We start from the raw sequence: 17951 nt of genomic DNA, 5'->3' as shown, positions 1-17951 counted from the left end.
TTAATGTTTCAGTCGGTTTTAACCGACTTCTGCTATGAGACGGGGATTTCAATCCCCGGCGGACTGTGGGTGAATGCGTGGGAATTTATTCCCCGGCGGATTGCGGGTGAATTCGAGAATCAAATATACAATTCCAAAATCCCAAAATTCAATGCAAGAATACCTGACAATCAAACAACTTACAGAAGCGGTACAAGGCACAATTACCCCTCGGATGGTGCGACATTATCACGCTTTGGGGCTGCTATCTCCGGCTGTGCGATCGACCTCTAACTACAGACTGTACACCCGCAGCGACGTGCAAAGACTGCAAAGAATAGTCGCACTCAAACAGCAAGGCTTTCAACTGTCTCACATCCGCAAACTGTTAGAAACAGACGCGGATGCTTCGCCTGACGCGCTGATGGCGACTCTGCAACAGCAATATCTGTCGGTAATTCAGCAAATTGTTCGCCTCAGAGAAACGGCATCAGCGCTGGAAGGATTGCTGGGGCGGGATATTTCTTGTCAAGCGGTGCAAGCGGACGCACTGGCGCAATTGAGGCAGTTGCAGGCGGAAACTGAGGGGGGGTTGGGACAGTTGGAACAACTTTGGGAGGGTTGGGATGCGGGGGCGCACACTCACCCGGAGGATTTTGGGGAGTCGTTGCAGCATTTGTTGCCGGATTTGAGCGATCGCTCGGAAATTGAGGTAGACTTGCTTTCTAAACTGGTGTTAGCCTGCGGAGATTGTTCGCTGCTGCCGTTTGTGAAGTTGAGCGAAACGGCGATTAAATCGGCGCGGGAAGCTTTGAAAAATCAGTGTCAAATTGTGGCTGATGTGCCGCCTGTTTTTGCGGCTTTGGATCGGACAAGATTGGCGCATTTGGGAACAAGTATTGAAACTTTAATTGATGATCCGCACATCAATGCTGCGGCGGAAGCGGAACAGGAATTCTGGCTGCAGCGTGAGTGGTTTGAAAAGTTGTTGAAACTGGAAAAAGGATGTATATTAGTAATAGGATATGCGCCGTCTGTGTTGATGGCTGTTTGCGAGGCGATCGAGAGCGGGCAACTGCAACCGGCTTTGGCGATTGGAATGCCGATCGGTTTTAGTCATTCTCCGGTGGCGAAACGGCGGTTAGTGCGATCGGGCGTTCCTTATATTACAACTGTGGGAACTTTTGGCGGCGGGTTGTTGGCGGCGGTTGCTTTGAATGCTTTGGTTGAGTCTTTGATTGAAAAGCCGAATTGTCACTGTCATCTGAATTGAAAATTGGCTTGAGAAAAGCGTACAAATCCAATTCTCCTCGCTCTGGATTTGTTTTATACTGCCATGAGGGCTTGAAACCTAGTTCAAAGTTGACTGTTGTCAGTTGACTGTTGTCAGTTGACTGTTGTCAGTTGACTGTTGACTGTTGTCAGTTGACTGTTGACTGTTGTCAGTTGACTGTTGACTGTTGAGTGTTTGGGCATTTGAACAATACCGATGCAACCGGAAACGATATCACTCATAAACAAGATTTGGATTCTGTTTTAACCTAAAAATTTCGGGGCTTCAAGCCAGAGCAATTAACCGCAAAAGGTACTCAGCTAATCACCATTGTCTTTGACCGTGCTGAGTATATCTTGTACTTTTTGAAAGGGAATCTCAGTTATTCTGGCTGCCGATGTGGCGCTGAGGCTGCATCTTTGAGTAGTCTTTTTGGTCGGCTGTTAGCATAAGCACGAATCAAGGCGGACTTCTTAAGCCGTTTGACGCCACTCAAAACCAAGAGTGCAAACAGGGTTCCTATCAAACTCATCACCCACAAACCGCAGCCTGCCGCTGCACCTAATCCGGCAGCCAACCAAATAGTTGCGGCGGAAGTTAATCCTTTAACTTCAGCTTTACCCACTGGGTATTTAGTTTGTTGCAGAATGATTCCGCCCCCCAGAAAGCCTACCCCTGTGGCAACTCCTTGGATAGTTCTGCTCAAAGCATTGGAAGAGGAAAAGGTGCTGTCGCCATCCATCTGCAAAGGAATCATTACAAATATAGCTGCGCCTAGACTCACAATCATAAAGGTTCTTAAACCTGCTGGTCTACCTGGCTGCTGGCGGTTCATGCCGATCGCGAAGCCTACCAGTAGTGCAGCCGTCAGCCTAAAGGTGACTGTTTGCCAATCGTTGGGGCTGAAAAAGATAGAACTCAATGCCTGTACTCCTACTAGAACTCGCTGTTGACGCGCACGCATTTCCAGGCGTGGCAGGCTGACTTAATATAACTCCGGTTAGCCGCTAGACTTACTAGGGAATTAGGTTAATTTTAAGTTAAGACTAAGTTAAATTCAAGGAGAGTTTAGGGGCGATGTGCGGCCCCGAAACGTCAAACGCTGGAACTCGCACGCTTTGTTGAGGCGCTGGGCTAATAGGTTGCAGAGAAATATCTGCGGTTGAAAATTTACATCGTTGCTTCTTTCTTCACCACTTCCCCAACGCCCCCCAAACAGTACCCGACACCACCCCCCAAATCGCGCCCAAACCAGCCCCCACGATCGCCCCCGCCACAGGCCCCAACTCTACCGGCACCCCAGCGCTGACAGCCGGAAACATCGCAGACACCCCCGCACCCAACACAGCACCCGCAAAAGTCCCCAAAAAACTTCCCCAAATCGCCCCCAAAGTCCCACCACTTACACCCGAAGGCTGAAACGAAATCGGCAACTTCGGCGCAAATCCGCAAAAACCCAACAAAACCCCAGAAACCAAACCTCCAACAGAACCCACACCCGCCGCCACGATCGCCACACCCAGCAGCAAACCCGCAAACTCGTTTACCGGCCGCATCTGGCCGTTATACTGCTGCCAAACCACCAGCCCCGCCCCCAAAAAAACACCTGCCACAGTCCCCAAAAACGCTCCCCAGACCGCCCCCAAATACCCTCCCCGCCGGCCCCACACCCTCCCCACAGGCAGCGCCAGAGGAGGCCGAAAACTCGCCCAAACACAGCCCCAGACAGCACCAGTCACCGCGCCCGACAAAATCGCCTCCCCGATCCCGGGATTGTTATTAATCGCGCCAAACACCGCACCGCCGATCGCCGCCAACAAAAAAGCCCCCCAAGCCGCCCCCACCAAAACTCCGCCCCACTTCCGCCAAATCTGATTCGGCGCCAAAGTAAAAACGCCCCACATCATCCCAAAAAAACTGCCCCAAATCGTACCAACAAAAATCGCCCCCAAAATAGCGCCGCCGCCCTCAGCTATTGCCCAATAAATCCCCGCCATCGCCGCCAAACACAAACTCCCCCAAACACCTCCCCAAGCAGCATCCTGAAAAATGCGCTCAAACTTGCCTGCGGGAACCCGAGGCGCGGGAGTCCGACTCCGAGGAGACATCGGCATCGGCAGCAAGGGCACTGCGTACTGGCCGAGCGGGCGCGGCAGCCCCGTGGCGGGCTGTAGCCGGCGCACTGCGGGCTCCCTCACGACGGGCGGGGGTTGGGGCTTTTTACGCTTGATTTTCGCCGCCTGCAAGTGCAATCCCTTGCTGACTGCTTGCCGCGAAGGAAACGGATCGCGGCCTTTGAGGAGTTTTGCCCGATCGCACCAAGGGCATCGACTGAGATGATTTCCGTATTTGTGCTGGGTGTTTTTGCTGCAAGTAACTAAAGCATCTTCCGCTTCCCGAATCGCATTCACCCAAGTTTTCGCATCCGGGCGCGCCGCAGGATTGCCGTGCCCTTCCTCAAAACAGCGGACAAACATCTGCCGCAGTCGGGGATGCAGCATTTCCAAAGGCGGCGCTGCGGGCATCGGGCGGTAGGGAATCCGCTTCGTACCGGTGGGGAAATGGCCCGATCGAATTCTCGCCTCCAAAGCCGGCGGTTCGTCGCTACCGAGATAAACTCCCGAAAACGGGTGCGTACCTTCCATCAGCAATTGAAAAATTAATACAGCTAAACCGAACAAATCGTGCTCTGGAGCTCGATCGATATCGCGGAAAGTCTGCCCCTGCAACTCCGGCGGCGTAAACTCGGGTTTCCCTACGGGACACCGATAAACGTAACCCGTATAAGGATCGCGGACTTGAAACGAATCCGTGTCTACCAGCGTTACCAAGGCCGTATCTGTGACGAGAATGTTCGACTCGTTCACGTCGCCGATGACGTAACCCCTGACGTGGAGGGCGTTTACGGCTGAGGCGAGATTTCTGGCGGTACGGTGGAGGTAAAGATAGTTAAACAGCGGTTTTTGTTCGCGCCTGGTTTTGGGAGTGTAGAAAGTGTGTACCGGCATCACTTTGTTGACGCGCGGCATCACAAAACCGACAATTTTTTCTCGCCCGCCGACAGTATGCAGCAAATCGATCGGCCAAGCAATGGAAGCGTGCCCGGGTTCCGCGATCGGTGCATCCGGCGGCATACTGAACATGACTGTGAGTTTGTCGCCGTCTTCGTCTGTCGGTCTGTGGTAGATTTTTGCGACAAGGGACGAGTCTTGGGCGATCGGGTAGATGCGACCTTCACCGCCACTGGCGATCGCGCTGTTGCTGTCGATCGCAATCAGTTGTCCGCTAAATTGGCGCTGCAACTGCATAGAATTCCGTTATGGGATAGAGGATTTGGAAGCCATCACTCAATAAACTTGACTTGCACATTAAATCTTACCTTTGTTATGACTTAGGCACGGGTGCGTCGAAACCGGGTTTTTCACCAAAATAGGCGTTGCAGCCCGCAGATTCGGTAAAAAACCCGGTTTCTTGGGTCGGAGTGCGTCATTCGATTTTAGATTTTAGATTTTAGATTTTAGATTTACACCACGGATAAATCCGGGGGCTTGAGGATGCAAGGATTTTGGATTTTGGATTGATTCCACGGATAAATCACGTGGCGGGTACCACCTTTGAAATTATTGGTCAGCCCTGTTTCTGTTAGTGGGATGGGCGTCCCGCCCGTCCATTGGTGGGATGGGCGTCCCGCCCGTCCGCGCTATCAAAATTAAATGTGAACCAGCTTCAAATCCACCGACAATAACAACATCCTATCCTCAATTTTTTGTCTGACGGCCGGTGTCACCTGACAATTATCGCTGTTGAGGCATTCCACCAGCAAGTTGTGGGCATAATAATACTGTTTCAGCAATGTTTTCTGTTGGGGGCAGAAATCTAAATTGTAGCCGATCGCAGTTTTGAATTTTGCCAGCCAACAGCGACCGCAATCTTTGCGCCACTTTTTCCAACTTTGCAAATCTGGCATCTGAGTCTGAAATTGTGCCAGCAGTTGTTTAAGTTCTGGTTCAATATCCAGCGCCAAGATGCCAACCAAAATATCTGCCGTATCATCATCAAAAGCCAATTTCAGAGACTCGTTAACATCCGCAAATTCTACATTTTTTCGAGCCTTTGCTAAACAATTCCGCAACTTGCGAACTTTCGATTTATCAAACTTCCGACTCGGATCGAGGACGCGAGTCAAAGTCAAATCGAGGACGCAAACTAAGGCGACATAAAAAGCGCGAACTTCCGCCGGTGTAAAATTATTTTGCACTAACTGAGACTTGTGATTTGCCCAGATTAGCAACTGCTGCAAGGTTTCATCTTTAGCCACCATACTGTCAATTTTTTCTTGCATCAGCAGCAAAAGTTCGTCAGCAGGTTGCAAAATGCTGACAACTCTCACAAATTCATTTTTCCACTTTTTGTCTGTAATCCGGCTGACCAATTCTGGCAGCGATTCAGGGTTTGCACTGTCAATCAGATATTCTGGTTGAGTGTCGGTTTCCTCTAGCAGTTCGTCAACTGCGGTTTTGATAAAGTTATCCACCAACCAGTCGCGGGTACGCGAGAAATTGCTCTCCAACTCCAGGTAATGACTGCCTAATTTTGCCTTAAAGTCTTTGGGAAAAATCTCTTTAGCCACTAACATATTTTTCCAGCGAGTTAGCTGGCTGGCGTTGCGTTCGGGAAAGCGGTTGTACAAATAGTCGATCGCGATCGCATCTAGAATGTCTGCACCCAGGATTTCCCGCCGTTTCACCTCGTTTTCCAGCGCAACTTGTCGCCGCTGAGTTAGATCCAGATGCTGGCTGACAGTTGGTTCAATCAAGCGCTGAATCAGCCAGTTTCCCCCACGAAAAAAATCGCGGTCGAACTCCAAGTAAATCGCGCCAAACAAAGCCTCAAAAGTCTCCGAACAAAATCTATTGTACTCGCTTTTGTCTGTTTTTTTTCCGTTCCAAACGCGCCAACTAAGTTCGTTAAATTTGAAATTTTGTGCAAATTCCGCAAGTTTTTTCTGGTCTGCTAAACGAGCTTTTAAGGTTAAGATAGCATCTGGATCGAGTTGTGGATATTCGCGGTACAGGTAATCGGTAACAACAGCACCGAAAATCGCTCCGCCTAAGAGTGACAGCCGTTTGTACTTAACCTCTTGCCAAGCGGGAGACTCCTCCGGGCGATCGGGGTAATCGCTGGTACAGTAACGGCAAGTCAAGGCAATTTCCAGCAGTTTTGTCTGCTGAAAGCTAGAAATGTCTATCCCTGCTTTGACTGCTTCAATATCTACCTTTTTACTTTTTATTCGCTCTAATTCTTCTTCACATTTACCCCACTTTTCCAACCAATCACCGCCAGCATCTTCAACATAAAACTCCACAAAATCTACCCCGTGATTCATCCACTCATCCTGCATTTTTCGGGCTGCTTCCAGCTCTTCAAAGACTTTTTGCAAATTGTTTTCAACGGTGTTCGTACCTTGTACTGTCATAGTATTGAGTTTGCTGTAATTTGATTTTATTTCCAACAATTTCACCGCGATTAAATCAAATCCAAATTTAATTCAGCCCTAGTTGCTAGTTATGTGACAAAATTGATTCCTGCGGTAAATCTTCCGGTTGCTTAGCGTTCGTATCAAGCACCTGTTGCCTCCGTCTGGCAGACCCCTCCCGGAAACAGAAAAGGGGAGGGAAAATCTTGCTTCCCCTTCCCTTTTCCCGAAGCGGGCTGGGGGTGAGGTTTTTGGCATTGTCGAGAATTGTGCAATATGTGAGGTAAGTCAAAATTTCTTCTTCACCCAGTTTTTAGCAGTCGAACTATTCTCAGCAGCAGATCTGGTTGATTTACGGGAACTTCAGGTAACGACCTGCGGGCAAATTATCGCTATTATATAATGCAATGTTAACTAACTGGTTCAGGAAATTTGCATCGTTTCTATCATAACTTAAAAATAATCCTCTGTCAATCCCCCAAGCTTGAAGAGTTTGTTGCCAATTTTGATATTTTTCTTGAGAAAACTGATCGGAAAGAGTAGTGACTTGAATGCAAAGGGGCTGCTGTTGGCGGCTGCTAACAATCGAATCGGTTGCCATAGAAAGATCCGCAACATAGCGATACAAAACAGTGCCTTGGCGTTCGACAATCCGGGCTGCGATCGCACGAATCACGATATCGTCAGCCGGATCGAATTTACCGGCCTTGAGTTTTTGTTTCCAAATGTAAAATTTGCGATCGTTTTCGCTCAGCCATTTAGGAAATAGATAGCTGTACCAATACCTTTCGCCCGGAGTCATTAACTCAAACGCGGCTTGTTGTTCTCTTTCTGAAGGTAGAGATTGAACGGCCAGCCAAACCTGAGAATCTCGGATAAGCTGTAGCAAAAAAGCCATCACAAATTTTTTAGCAGTTAGCGAACCGGGTTTAACATCTTTCACCCAGCGATTGATTTCATCCAATCTTCTCGCCAAACTCGGATCTATTGGATCTGCTGCGCTAATTAGGGAGTTGAGCTTATCCTTAATCTCTTGTGCTTGCAAACGACGACCTACTGTACAAACTAAACCAGAATTGTTGACACCTCGATTTTATTATAGAACCGTGTCAAATTTTCGCCGCTCATTAGGTTGAACGCATTAGACTTGTTGCAAAATTCAGAATCGGAAATTTTTAACCGCAGATCGACGCCGATAGACGCAGATGGGTGTTGGCTTTTGCAAAATGTCTATTTTTAATTGTCCTGTCCCTCCGAACTCGAAAAAGTTGCTAACAATAATGTTAAGTCATCATCGGTGCGTTCGGAAACACGGGGCGATCGCAAAAATGACTCTAACTGCTGTTTCGCATCTTCCTCTTCTTTCCACTCGTCAGAAAACCGAAACAAAGGCGCAAAAAACGGCCCGTGCGGCGTGCCTTCCGGGATTTTGAGAGCTAGCATTTGCAAGCCGTCGGAAAAAACGGCTAAGTGCCGCAGTTTTTCCCGCAGTACCTGAAATTGCGCTGTTTCGATCGCATTCGGCGAAATCAAAAAGATAGTTTCGTTGATGTATTCGCCGCAGGGAGGTACAGTCAGGGCGATCGCATTTCCTGCACTGTCACCCGCTACCGCCGCACCGTCGCCGATTTGAGCAACTGCGATTAATTCCGGCGTAGCAACAACAGCAATTAAAGTGCAGGCTAAATCTCTTGGCGCCACTTCCCGCACTGCCGCTTCTGCTTCCACCTGCGCCCGCGCAACTTGCAGTGATGCTGTCAAGAATACCTGCCATTCGCCGTCATTTTGAGGCAGCCTTTCCTGTTGCCCGCAAATCGTTTCGACAACCGCTTCCACAGCAATTTTTGCCCCAACTTCTGCGAGTGCTGCAGAGCCCGCGCCGTCGGCAACCGCTGCCGCTAAAACACCGTTTGGCAAGAGACGCCAGCAGTGGGCATCTTGACAGGGCTGCGATCGTTTTTCGTGGCTTGTACCTATCACCGATGCCGCTACAACTTGCCAATTAAAGGATGAATTCTGCATTAATAACTCTTTAATTCAAAACTTCGTAAATTCACAACTATGCAAAGTCAGGACGGGTTTATTTATCCCTAATTACAGCACTTTTCTGGGTTCGTAGGTACTAGCCCTTGTAGGGACACGGCAGTGCCGTGTCCCTACGGCACTCTTACTAATGACCAATGACCAATGACTAATAACTACTGACTAATGACTAATAACTAAACTGTTCCCCATCCGGGTGGCGGCAGTGCTACTTGTTCGTCAATTTTTGAGTGAGAAACTCTCTGCATACTAGCCGACAGCCAGATGAACATCTCTCTAAAGTCTAATCCTCTCAATTTTACAGGTGTGCGCTCGACAATTTGCGCGAGACGGGCGATATTAGCACCTTCCACTCCGACTGCAAAAAATGCCACGCGCTTGTTAGTTTCTTCCTCTTTAATCCGCTGTGCTGCTATTTCCACAACATCGTCTGATTCGCCTTGAGGTTCGCCGTCGGTAATCATAAATACCCACGGGCGGTAATAGGTAATGCCGTTGTTGCGGTATTCGGATTTGCGGGCCGCAATTGTATCTAGTGCTAGCTGAATGCCTGCGCCCATGTGAGTTTGTCCTTGAGCAGTCAGCAGCGGCGTCTCGAACTGGTCGGCGGTTACGAAGTCTTGCACGACTTTGATATGATTGTCAAATGAAATAATCGCGACTTCGACTCGTTTTTTAGCTAGTTCGTCTTTAATTAGGTCATCCCTAAAAGTTTCGAGCCCCTCATTCAAGGCATCTATGGGTGCGCCTTGCATGGAGCCGGAGGTGTCCAGCAGGAGGACGCAGGGACAGCGCGGCTCTGGGTTTTCGGCAAATTCTACGGCTTCGTCTAGTCTCATGGTTCGGGGTTGACCTTGGAGTGGCTTTATGTTTGGGTTCGTTACTTTCTACCGTAGCAAGTAGGTGACATATTTAACTCAATCTGCCCGCTGGCGATCGCATTTTACCATTTACCTGAATCGATTTGAAATTTTTAATTGTAGATTTGAGATTTTAGAATTGGATGTCTGCGGTCAATCGATTTTAGATTTTAGATTTTAGATTTTAGATTTTAGAATTGAAGCATTGACCCCACGGATCGAGTCGGGGGCAAGTTTCTCGGATACAGGTTTTTTATTTCTGGACGGATGAATCACGTGGCGGGTATCCTGGATGCTTTCGGTCAAAAAAACAAATTCATTCCTGCCTGTGGTAATATAGACTAATAGTATTACTGCAAAATAAGGATAAATCTTATGCTTGCAACAGTTACACAAAAATTAACCTTTGACCAATTCCTTGTAGAATGTCCAGAAGATGGACTCTACGAACTGGTAAATGGAGAAATTGTAGAGATGAATGCGACAAGAAATCATGATGATGTTGCTGATTTTACGTCTGACTCATTTAAAGATGAAATTAAACGGCTAAGTTTAAATTATGTAGTCAAAAATACCGCCGTTATCAGAACTGCAAGTAAAGCCGGCATCGAACAAGGGCGGAGACCGGATGTCAGCGTAATCGATCGCGATTTGTGGCGCTCGAACCGTTCTGCTTATGCTGCCTTACTAGAACCAATTCAACTGGCAGTGGAAGTAACATCAACAAATTGGGAGGACGATTATATAGACAAATTGGACGAATATCGGCGCCTCGGAGTTCCTGAGTATTGGATTGTCGATTACTTAGCAATTGGCAGCAGGGAATTCCTGGGAAATCCCAAACTTCCCACTGTATTTGTTCACCTTTTGGATGCAGAGGGCAACTATCAAAGAATCGCGTTTAAAGGCAGCGAACGAATTGTGTCGCGGACTTTTCCAGAATTAATGCTGACAGCAGAACAGGTGATGAATGTTTAAATTAGGCAGGACTAAAGCCAAGTGTTACACTTACAGCAAATTCCATGTATAGCGGTTCTCAGAAAGATTCGCGGACGTAGTTGGGCTTCAGCCCTCAAGCGTCTGGATGGTTATGTAAGCTGTCAGTCATACCTCATCTTTTTGAGAAAGGCTATATATGTGGTACACAAAATTTTGTAGTAAGTAAGGTGCGTCGCCACCCGTAAATCTGCAAGTTCCATTGGGAGCATCCCAATTTGGTAAAAAGCCGTTTTTTAGGAGCGCTCACGTCGTCCATAGCGAACGATCTAGCCGCGAGCGAGACGCTCGCACGCTATATCATCGAAATATATTATTCTGATGCAACCGTCCACGATCTGAAAGCAAAAATGGGATGCTCCCGTTCCATTGAACCTGCGACAGCGACGCACCCTACATAACACGTACCACACAATATAGCGGCTACTATACTTCATCAACCTGGAATATGCTGTAAATCAACTTGTAGGGTGTGTCAGACATCGATAGTTCAATTTAAACAGGTTTTGCGGCTCCTGGGCACCATAAGTATGTGCTAGCTAACCATACTATTATCTACCAAAAATAACTGAAATTATGAAATCTATTTCCGAACAAAAACCTATCAGTCCTTGGAATTACAAACCGTGGTGGTGTCAGCCTTGGTCTATTCTTTTGACAGGCACGAGTCTGATTTCTGGCAGTTGGTTTTTGTTTAAAACTGTTTGGATAACTGTTTTAGTCGCGATTCCTTTATTAGCTTGGATGGGGTTTTTCTTGTTAGTTTGGCCGAGGTTGATGCTGTCTAGCGGAGTTTTGGACTCCGATGCAGATTAGGTTTTGGTGGCGTGCACCTAGCCCTGTCTGGCGTGGCTGCTGAGCTTGCTCGATCGGTCTGGCGGTGGACAGATGGCGATGACGTGAATCGCTATGAGTTGGCTCTTTTTTCTTCTTAGGATCGCGAGTATGTTTAAGGAATCTTTTTAAATGTACCCCTGCCGCTAAATCCAATAAAATCTCCGCCAGCAGTTGTCGATCGCACTTGGCAAAAACACTCTTATTTTCCTCCCCAATCGCGATCGGCATCGGGAATCCCGATGCGTGCAAATAGACTGCCAGCAGGTAAAATTCATCGAGCAGACTCGATGCTTAAATTGTCACCAATGGGCTGAGCCTGGGAAGGATAATTAAAGATAATTAGGACTTTAATCTCCTCTTCATATTACAGCATATTCGGTGGTTCGTGAAGTACACTATAAAGCTATATTGTGCGGTACGTGTTATGTAGGGTGCGTCGCTGCGGAGCAGGTTCAATGGAATTTGCAGATTGATGCGTGGCGACGCACCTTACTTGCGACTCTTATTGTGTGTACCGCATATACATGGAATATGCTGTATGTCCAGTTAATCACTTACGATCGCCGATCGACCAGTCATAAAAAAGGGCTGGTAACTACACCAGCCCTTTAACTAATTTTAGATGTTAAATCAGCTTTAATCTAACATCTCATACCTCAAATCAATCTAGCTTCTGTCGATCGCAGCCACAGGCTCAAAACTCGGAACCACAATTTCACCATTCTGCTTAGTCAACTGGTTGTACAGTCTTTCAGTATTCGGGAAATTAGCAGCCGGTAGAGTCGGAAAGCGGCGGTAAGGAACAGTATCCTCACCAAAAGCCTCAGCATATTCAACGCTGTTCAACATCGCGTTGATAAAGCCCTTAATCCCTTTACTTGCCAAGATTTGGTTGTAAGTCCGAATCTCCGCCTGATTGCGAGGAGCGCGGCCCAAGAAGTGCTTGGTGCCCAACTCAATCACCTTAGTATTTGGATAAGGTGCGTAGAACTGTTTGACGTACAGCGACGAACAACCTAAACTTTCAATGAACTCCTTGAGATTGATTTCATTGTTGCCAAGTTTGCTTTCCAGCGCCGTGAATTCATTCTTCACAACGTAGGGATTCAAGTCGCGTTCAAAAACTTGACGGTAAGCAGCTTGAATTAAAGTTTTCAAAGCTACCTTGTCCGTAGTAGTCGTCAGCTTGAACACCTTAGTTTGTTCGCGTCGCTTGCTGACACCTTGAGCAATCCGAGTTTGCAACTCGAAATCGCCCCGATCGCCTGCTGCACCCAGTTCGATAAACCGAGGAGTTTCTGGCGTCTGAGCTTGGAGATTTTGCTCGGCGACGGAACCCGATCGCATCGTCCGCATCGACAAACCTGCGGGAGTTACGTAGCGCTCGTAGGGTACTGTATCTTCCCCGAAAGCTTCGTTGTACTCCAGACTGTCCATGATGCCATCGACCAGCGCGTAGAAACCCTTCTTGGCACAAATGTCAAAGTAAGCGTTCATTTCTTGACGGCCGTAAGTAGGGCGTCCCAGGAGTCGGCGGTGAATGTACTCGATCGCCTTACAAACGTAAAGCTTGCTCCAGTACATATTGCGGAACACATCCGACTTCGCCAACATCCGAATAAACTCGCGCATCGTGATGTCGCCGTTTTCCAGCTTAATTTCCGCCACCTTTTGGCGCTGGCCGTCGAACACGTCGCGACCGAACACTTGCAGGTAAGCAGCCCGAATCACCGCTTGAGTGGAACTTTCGGTAAATTTGACACTGGAAGCACTGCTGTAGCCACCGCCTACAACAGCGCGGCCCGTCAGTTTTTTCGGAGACACGTAGCCACCCGGCAACTGGTCTAGTTTAAAGACTTTGGGGCCTAGAGAACCGGGAGCCTTGCCGCGAGCATCCGGGTTGCTCAATTGGTTTTCAATCCCCGCACCTTGACGGATCAGGATACGGCGAGTGTCTTTGCCGAAGGGAGCTGGACGGTTTTTGGGGTTGCGAGTTTCTTTCGGGAAAATCGCGCCGAACTGAATTTCCAAGGGGTCATTGCCCACACCGTAAACGTGCTGGTCTGGCAGCGGCTGCGTGTAGCCTGCGAACAATGTGATGAACTGAGGAACCTTGCGGAACGGAGCGCTGAAATTGAACAAATCAATTTGCGGGCCCCAGTTGCGGCATTCCTGAGCTTCTTGGCCCAAACCGCGCAGGTAAGGCACGGTTTCTTCGCCGAAGTAGTCGGAATATTCCTGAGAATAGACCATCGCATCTACCAGAGCTGCCAGGCCGCCTTTAGTGACGATCGCGAAATACTTGCTGAATTCCTCCCGCGAGCTCAAACCGCGGCCCAAGAAGTGGCGGGCGGCAAGTTCTACAGCGCGGCTGTTGACAAACGGCTCGTAGAATTGCTGGCGGTACAGAGGAGATTTACCCAACCGGCGGATAAACTCTTTCATTGAAATTTCGCCGTTTTTGACCTTGGATTCCAGGTCAGAAATGCTTTGGCTGTATGCGCGGGTAATATCGCGCTCGAATACTTGGCGGTAAGCTGCTTTGACTATTTCTTGCTTTTCCCCCGAGGACAGACCGGTTTTCATGACGAATTTCGACCGTCGCTCGGCTGCGTTGAAGTAGATTTGAGGCAGTTGTAGCCCTTGCTGGTCGTTGGTTTCGCGCTGCCGCACCTTGTCTGAAGGTGTGGGAGCTTTGAATTCGGTAATTGCTACCTCGAAATACTGTCCGACGATCGCCGCGGCCTCTGCATTATTTCTGAAATAGCCCAAGGATGCAGCCTTCATTTCCTGCATTGCCACCAGCGTCGCCGCGGACGAGCAAGCATTTTCGATGATTTCTCGCAGTCCGCGCACGTTCACCGAAATAATACTCGGGTCGCCAGCTACGATCGCGTAGGTGATGTAGCGCAAAAACCAGCTCAAATCCCGCAGAGATTTGGTCATGTTGCCCGGGCCGTAGCGCGAGACATTGATCGGCTGAAATCCTGCTGGGATTGCGCCGCTGTAGCCGCCGCCGTTGCCAGAAAACAGATTTCCCAGCCCCAAGAATCCGCCGCCGCCTGAACCGTTGCCGCCGCCTGCGCGATTTTCAACGTAGGTGACATTTCCCAGTCTCATGCCTTCAGAGACATTCGCCGAGCCGCCGCGAGCCGCGCCTGCTACAGCCATCACAGGTTCTTGCGGTCTTTCCAAAAATGCCAGCGGGGAACCGCCGGTAAAAATCCGGTTGGCTGCACGGGATACTATCAGTTCCGAGTTTTGGGTCAGCGTCTCAGAAATCGAGATCCGAAGAGCCCCTGAACTGAAATAATTTGCCAGTTCGCTGAGTTCGCCCCGCTGTAGGAAGCGGTCTTGCTGTTCTGCTTGCGAAATTGTTGCGACCGGTACAGTTTGATATAGTTGCGGACGCGCAACCGAGCTTCCACCACTTGCCTTTACAGTCATTAGACTCCTTCGCTCCCTATCTAAATCGTTGCAGCATTTACCCAGACTAACCTTGCCTTCTCATGCAGGTAAAATTAGGTATTTTTGCTTTGTTTACTTTTTGCCTTTACCTGTCACGAGGTTCGGGCGCGCTTACTTTCTTAGATTAAAATGTTTTGGTTTCATCTTTCTGCCTCCCGGGAAATGTCCGATTGGAAGGCAGGCACGGGGTACTCCCTCCGCTGCGCTCCGCCCGTACACCCGTGGAAAAAAAGACTCGGCAGGAGAGTTGCCTTTGGGCGATTGCAGCAAGTGCCTTCAATTAAAGGAAAAGAAAATCAAAAATTTTCTTCTGCCTTTTTGTCGGCCTCTTGCTCTCTTGAAAGACGCCTCCGCTTTACCCGAAAGCTCTGCGGTGGGTTATTGACAGTCCTTGTTTGTTAAAAAGCCTGCCGAGATTTATTGTATAGATTTAAGAGACCTTATATGAGAAAAAATGATAAGTTTTATTACGCGGAAGCTGTCAATCGATTTTAGATTTTAGATTTTAGATTTTAGATTGAAGAATCGACCCCACCGATAAATCCGGGGGCCCCGGATCAAATTGCTGTCGGTCAGCGGTCAGCGGTCAGTTGTCAGTCCAATCCCGAATCCCCAAGCCCAACAAATGTCACCTATGGATACTACGCCCGATATCAGTGCTGCCGTGCGGCGGCTTTACGATACTTTCCCTTTCCCGCCCGATCCTTTGTCAGATGAACCGCCTCCAGGGTACAACTGGCGCTGGAGTTGGCCTGATGCTTACAATTTTTGCACCGGCCAAAAGCCGCCAAAACTCGATATTCGGATTTTAGATGCTGGCTGCGGCACTGGTTCGAGTACGGATTATCTGATTCACCTCAATCCCGAAGCTTCGGTGACGGCGATCGACCTCAGTTCCGGTGCCTTGAAGGTAGCACAAGAACGCTGTCGGCGATCGGGCGCGCGAGAAGCAGATTTTCGCCACCTCAGCATCTACGATGCCGCCGAGTTAGAAGGCGAGTTTGATTTGATCAACTGCGTCGGCGTGCTGCACCACTTACCCGATCCGATCCGGGGCATTCAAGCGCTGGCGGCGAAGTTGGCGGAGGGCGGTTTGATGCACATTTTTGTGTATGCTGAGCTCGGACGCTGGGAAATTCAACTGATGCAAAGGGCGATCGCCCTTCTCCAAGGCAGCCAAAAAGGCGACTATCCCGATGGCGTCAAAGTCGGCCGTCAAATCTTTGCTTCTTTACCAGAAAACAACCGTCTTGTCAAGTACGAAAAACAGCGTTGGGCGGGAGAAAATCAGCGGGACGAATGTTTTGCTGATATGTACGTTCACCCGCAGGAAATTGACTACAATATTGAGACTTTGTTCGAGTTAATCGACGCTTCGGGATTGGAATTTATCGGTTTTTCAAATCCGGGATATTGGCAGTTAGAAAGACTTTTGGGTAAAGCACCGGAATTGATAGAAAGAGCTCAGGGTTTGACGGAACGGGAGCTTTATCGATTAATTGAATTGTTGGATACGGAAATCACTCATTACGAGTTTTTCTTGGGGAAAAAGCCTGTTAATAAGATTGATTGGTCGGACGATAAGGCACTTTTGGCGGCAATTCCAGAGTTGAGTAGTTGTATGCACGGTTGGCCCAGTCAACAAGTGTTTGATTGCAATTACCAATTGGTCAATTTGTCAAGTGCTGAATTTGAGTTTTTGCAAGGTTGTGTACCCCCCCCAGCCCCCCCTTACCAAGGGGGGGAGAAAGAGGGAACCTCGCCTGGGCAAGGTAAAGGAGAGAAGACTGTTGGGGAGATTTTGGGGAATGTGGAGATGGGATTGGATGAAGTGCGATCGATCTTATCAAAACAGCTAATTTTGCTAACTCCGGATAAAATCTAATAATCGTAGGGTGCGTCAGTTCGCATAATTTCCCCTAAAAATCGACAATCTCCGAACTGACGCACCTCACCAATTTCCGCTAAAAATCGACAATTTACGAAAAAAATATAGCTGTTAAAAAAGTGTTTTGTTGTTTTTTTGACGATTGTGTGAGGTGCGTCGCTCAGAGATTGTTTATCTTTTGTTAAGGATTTTCGACGGCGACGCACCCTACAGGTACTTTGCTAGGATTTTCTGTCATTGCGAACGTAGTGAAGCAATCTCAAAGCTGACGCACCTTTCCCAAATCCAAAATCCCAAATGGATTGACACAGGCCCCCCTCTGCGGCTACGCTTTGAAGTTAGAGGTTGCTTTGCTTGTAGAGGAAGTAGCCCGCGTCGCCCAAAAATCTAGTTGCACTGCCCAAAGCTGCTGGTAACAGCAATGGACAGCATAACCGCCAAACTGATATCAGCAGTCTGGAGGCTAACGGAGTATGATAACACTCTGTGTAGCCGCCCTGCTATGTGTTGAAAAGCGGGGCGGCTGGGTTTTTGGGTTTTTCTAGAAAACCCAAAACCAGGAGAACATAATTATGTCACAGGAATTCTTGCCTGACGATAACGAATCCGATCGGCCAAATGACGACTCAGCAGCAGAATCGGAACAGGATGTGGTGTGTGTAACGGTGACAGGTTCGCCCAAGGGTGTCAGGGAAACCATACTCACCTTGTACCGCCTGGGATTTGCCGAAGTCGGCGATTGGAGTCCCGTACAGCGTGCAGCTAATCCGAAGCAAGTGATGAGTGTGCTGATTCGCCGTCGGAAGCGCAAAGCGTAGGTGTTTGCTCGTTCCCAGGCTAGAGCCTGGGAACGCATTCCATGAGCATCTGCCTCCTGTTTTTGTTTTTATCCGTTAGCGAGGCAGACTTACTAAAATCCTAGACATTTCTGGAGAAATCCCGAAATAGCTAAGTAAGTCCAGGCTTTCGTTATTAGGGAGCGTTAAAGTTCATACCTTGGAGTACGTGCCAGCCCCAAGCACTATAACTCCGCAGTTAAACAGGCAAGGATTTGTAACCCACATTCCGCAGTTCTGGCTTTAATGACTAAGGATTATCATACATTCAGTGTAGGAAAAATATCTGTGCCTA

Annotated in this window: 13 protein-coding genes; 5 read left to right on the top strand and 8 right to left on the bottom strand. The window is 48.6% G+C overall.

Features of this window, described 5'->3' with window-relative positions:
- Window positions 1-151: 151 nt before the first annotated feature.
- Window positions 152-1252 carry a precorrin-8X methylmutase gene (locus tag QUA56_RS08760; RefSeq protein ID WP_333355935.1) on the top strand — a complete coding sequence of 367 codons (1101 nt, stop codon included), beginning with the start codon at window positions 152-154 and terminating at the stop codon, window positions 1250-1252.
- Between the two features lie 113 nt (window positions 1253-1365).
- On the opposite strand, the gene QUA56_RS08755 is transcribed toward QUA56_RS08760, so the two are convergent.
- The 7 genes from QUA56_RS08755 to QUA56_RS08725 all read right to left on the bottom strand — a co-directional run bounded on the left by QUA56_RS08755 (window position 1366) and on the right by QUA56_RS08725 (window position 9610).
- A complete protein-coding gene (locus QUA56_RS08755) occupies window positions 1366-1494 on the bottom strand; it encodes a hypothetical protein (protein ID WP_333355933.1) in 129 nt (42 codons plus the stop codon).
- 140 nt (window positions 1495-1634) lie between these two features.
- Window positions 1635-2174, bottom strand: coding sequence for an MgtC/SapB family protein (locus tag QUA56_RS08750; protein ID WP_333355930.1), 540 nt, complete (start codon window positions 2172-2174; stop codon window positions 1635-1637).
- A 268-nt stretch (window positions 2175-2442) separates the two neighbouring features.
- Window positions 2443-4560, bottom strand: a complete 2118-nt coding sequence (locus QUA56_RS08745; RefSeq protein WP_333355927.1) for a DNA-binding protein — start codon at window positions 4558-4560, stop codon at window positions 2443-2445.
- A gap of 401 nt (window positions 4561-4961) precedes the next feature.
- Window positions 4962-6728, bottom strand: a complete 1767-nt coding sequence (locus QUA56_RS08740; RefSeq protein WP_333355925.1) for an NACHT C-terminal helical domain 2-containing protein — start codon at window positions 6726-6728, stop codon at window positions 4962-4964.
- A gap of 352 nt (window positions 6729-7080) precedes the next feature.
- On the bottom strand, window positions 7081-7773 hold the full coding sequence (locus QUA56_RS08735) for a hypothetical protein (protein ID WP_333355922.1): 693 nt from the start codon (window positions 7771-7773) through the stop codon (window positions 7081-7083).
- A 191-nt stretch (window positions 7774-7964) separates the two neighbouring features.
- On the bottom strand, window positions 7965-8750 hold the full coding sequence (locus QUA56_RS08730; RefSeq protein ID WP_333355919.1) for a PP2C family serine/threonine-protein phosphatase: 786 nt from the start codon (window positions 8748-8750) through the stop codon (window positions 7965-7967).
- Between the two features lie 197 nt (window positions 8751-8947).
- Window positions 8948-9610 (bottom strand): VWA domain-containing protein, encoded by a 663-nt coding sequence (locus tag QUA56_RS08725; protein WP_333355916.1) that lies wholly within the window; start codon window positions 9608-9610, stop codon window positions 8948-8950.
- Between the two features lie 396 nt (window positions 9611-10006).
- On the opposite strand from QUA56_RS08725, the gene QUA56_RS08720 reads away from it, so the two are divergent.
- A complete protein-coding gene (locus QUA56_RS08720) occupies window positions 10007-10609 on the top strand; it encodes a Uma2 family endonuclease (RefSeq protein ID WP_333355913.1) in 603 nt (200 codons plus the stop codon).
- A 594-nt stretch (window positions 10610-11203) separates the two neighbouring features.
- Window positions 11204-11443: a DUF6737 family protein gene (locus QUA56_RS08715; protein ID WP_333355910.1), complete on the top strand. Its 240-nt coding sequence runs from the start codon at window positions 11204-11206 to the stop codon at window positions 11441-11443.
- Window positions 11444-12130: 687 nt separating this feature from the next.
- Here QUA56_RS08715 and QUA56_RS08710 read toward each other — a convergent pair.
- On the bottom strand, window positions 12131-14911 hold the full coding sequence (locus QUA56_RS08710) for a phycobilisome rod-core linker polypeptide (RefSeq protein ID WP_333355907.1): 2781 nt from the start codon (window positions 14909-14911) through the stop codon (window positions 12131-12133).
- A gap of 655 nt (window positions 14912-15566) precedes the next feature.
- Between QUA56_RS08710 and QUA56_RS08705 the strand changes: the two genes are divergently transcribed.
- Both QUA56_RS08705 and QUA56_RS08700 read left to right on the top strand, forming a co-directional pair.
- Window positions 15567-16817: a class I SAM-dependent methyltransferase gene (locus tag QUA56_RS08705; RefSeq protein ID WP_333355904.1), complete on the top strand. Its 1251-nt coding sequence runs from the start codon at window positions 15567-15569 to the stop codon at window positions 16815-16817.
- Window positions 16818-17392: 575 nt separating this feature from the next.
- Window positions 17393-17638 (top strand): hypothetical protein, encoded by a 246-nt coding sequence (locus tag QUA56_RS08700; protein WP_333355901.1) that lies wholly within the window; start codon window positions 17393-17395, stop codon window positions 17636-17638.
- Window positions 17639-17951: the final 313 nt, after the last annotated feature.

Source organism: Microcoleus sp. N3A4, assembly GCF_036701805.1.
Classification (GTDB): Bacteria; Cyanobacteriota; Cyanobacteriia; order Cyanobacteriales; family Microcoleaceae; genus Microcoleus.
The sequence above is the reverse complement of the archived record's forward strand: the minus strand, read 5'-3'. Positions and strand labels throughout refer to the sequence as shown.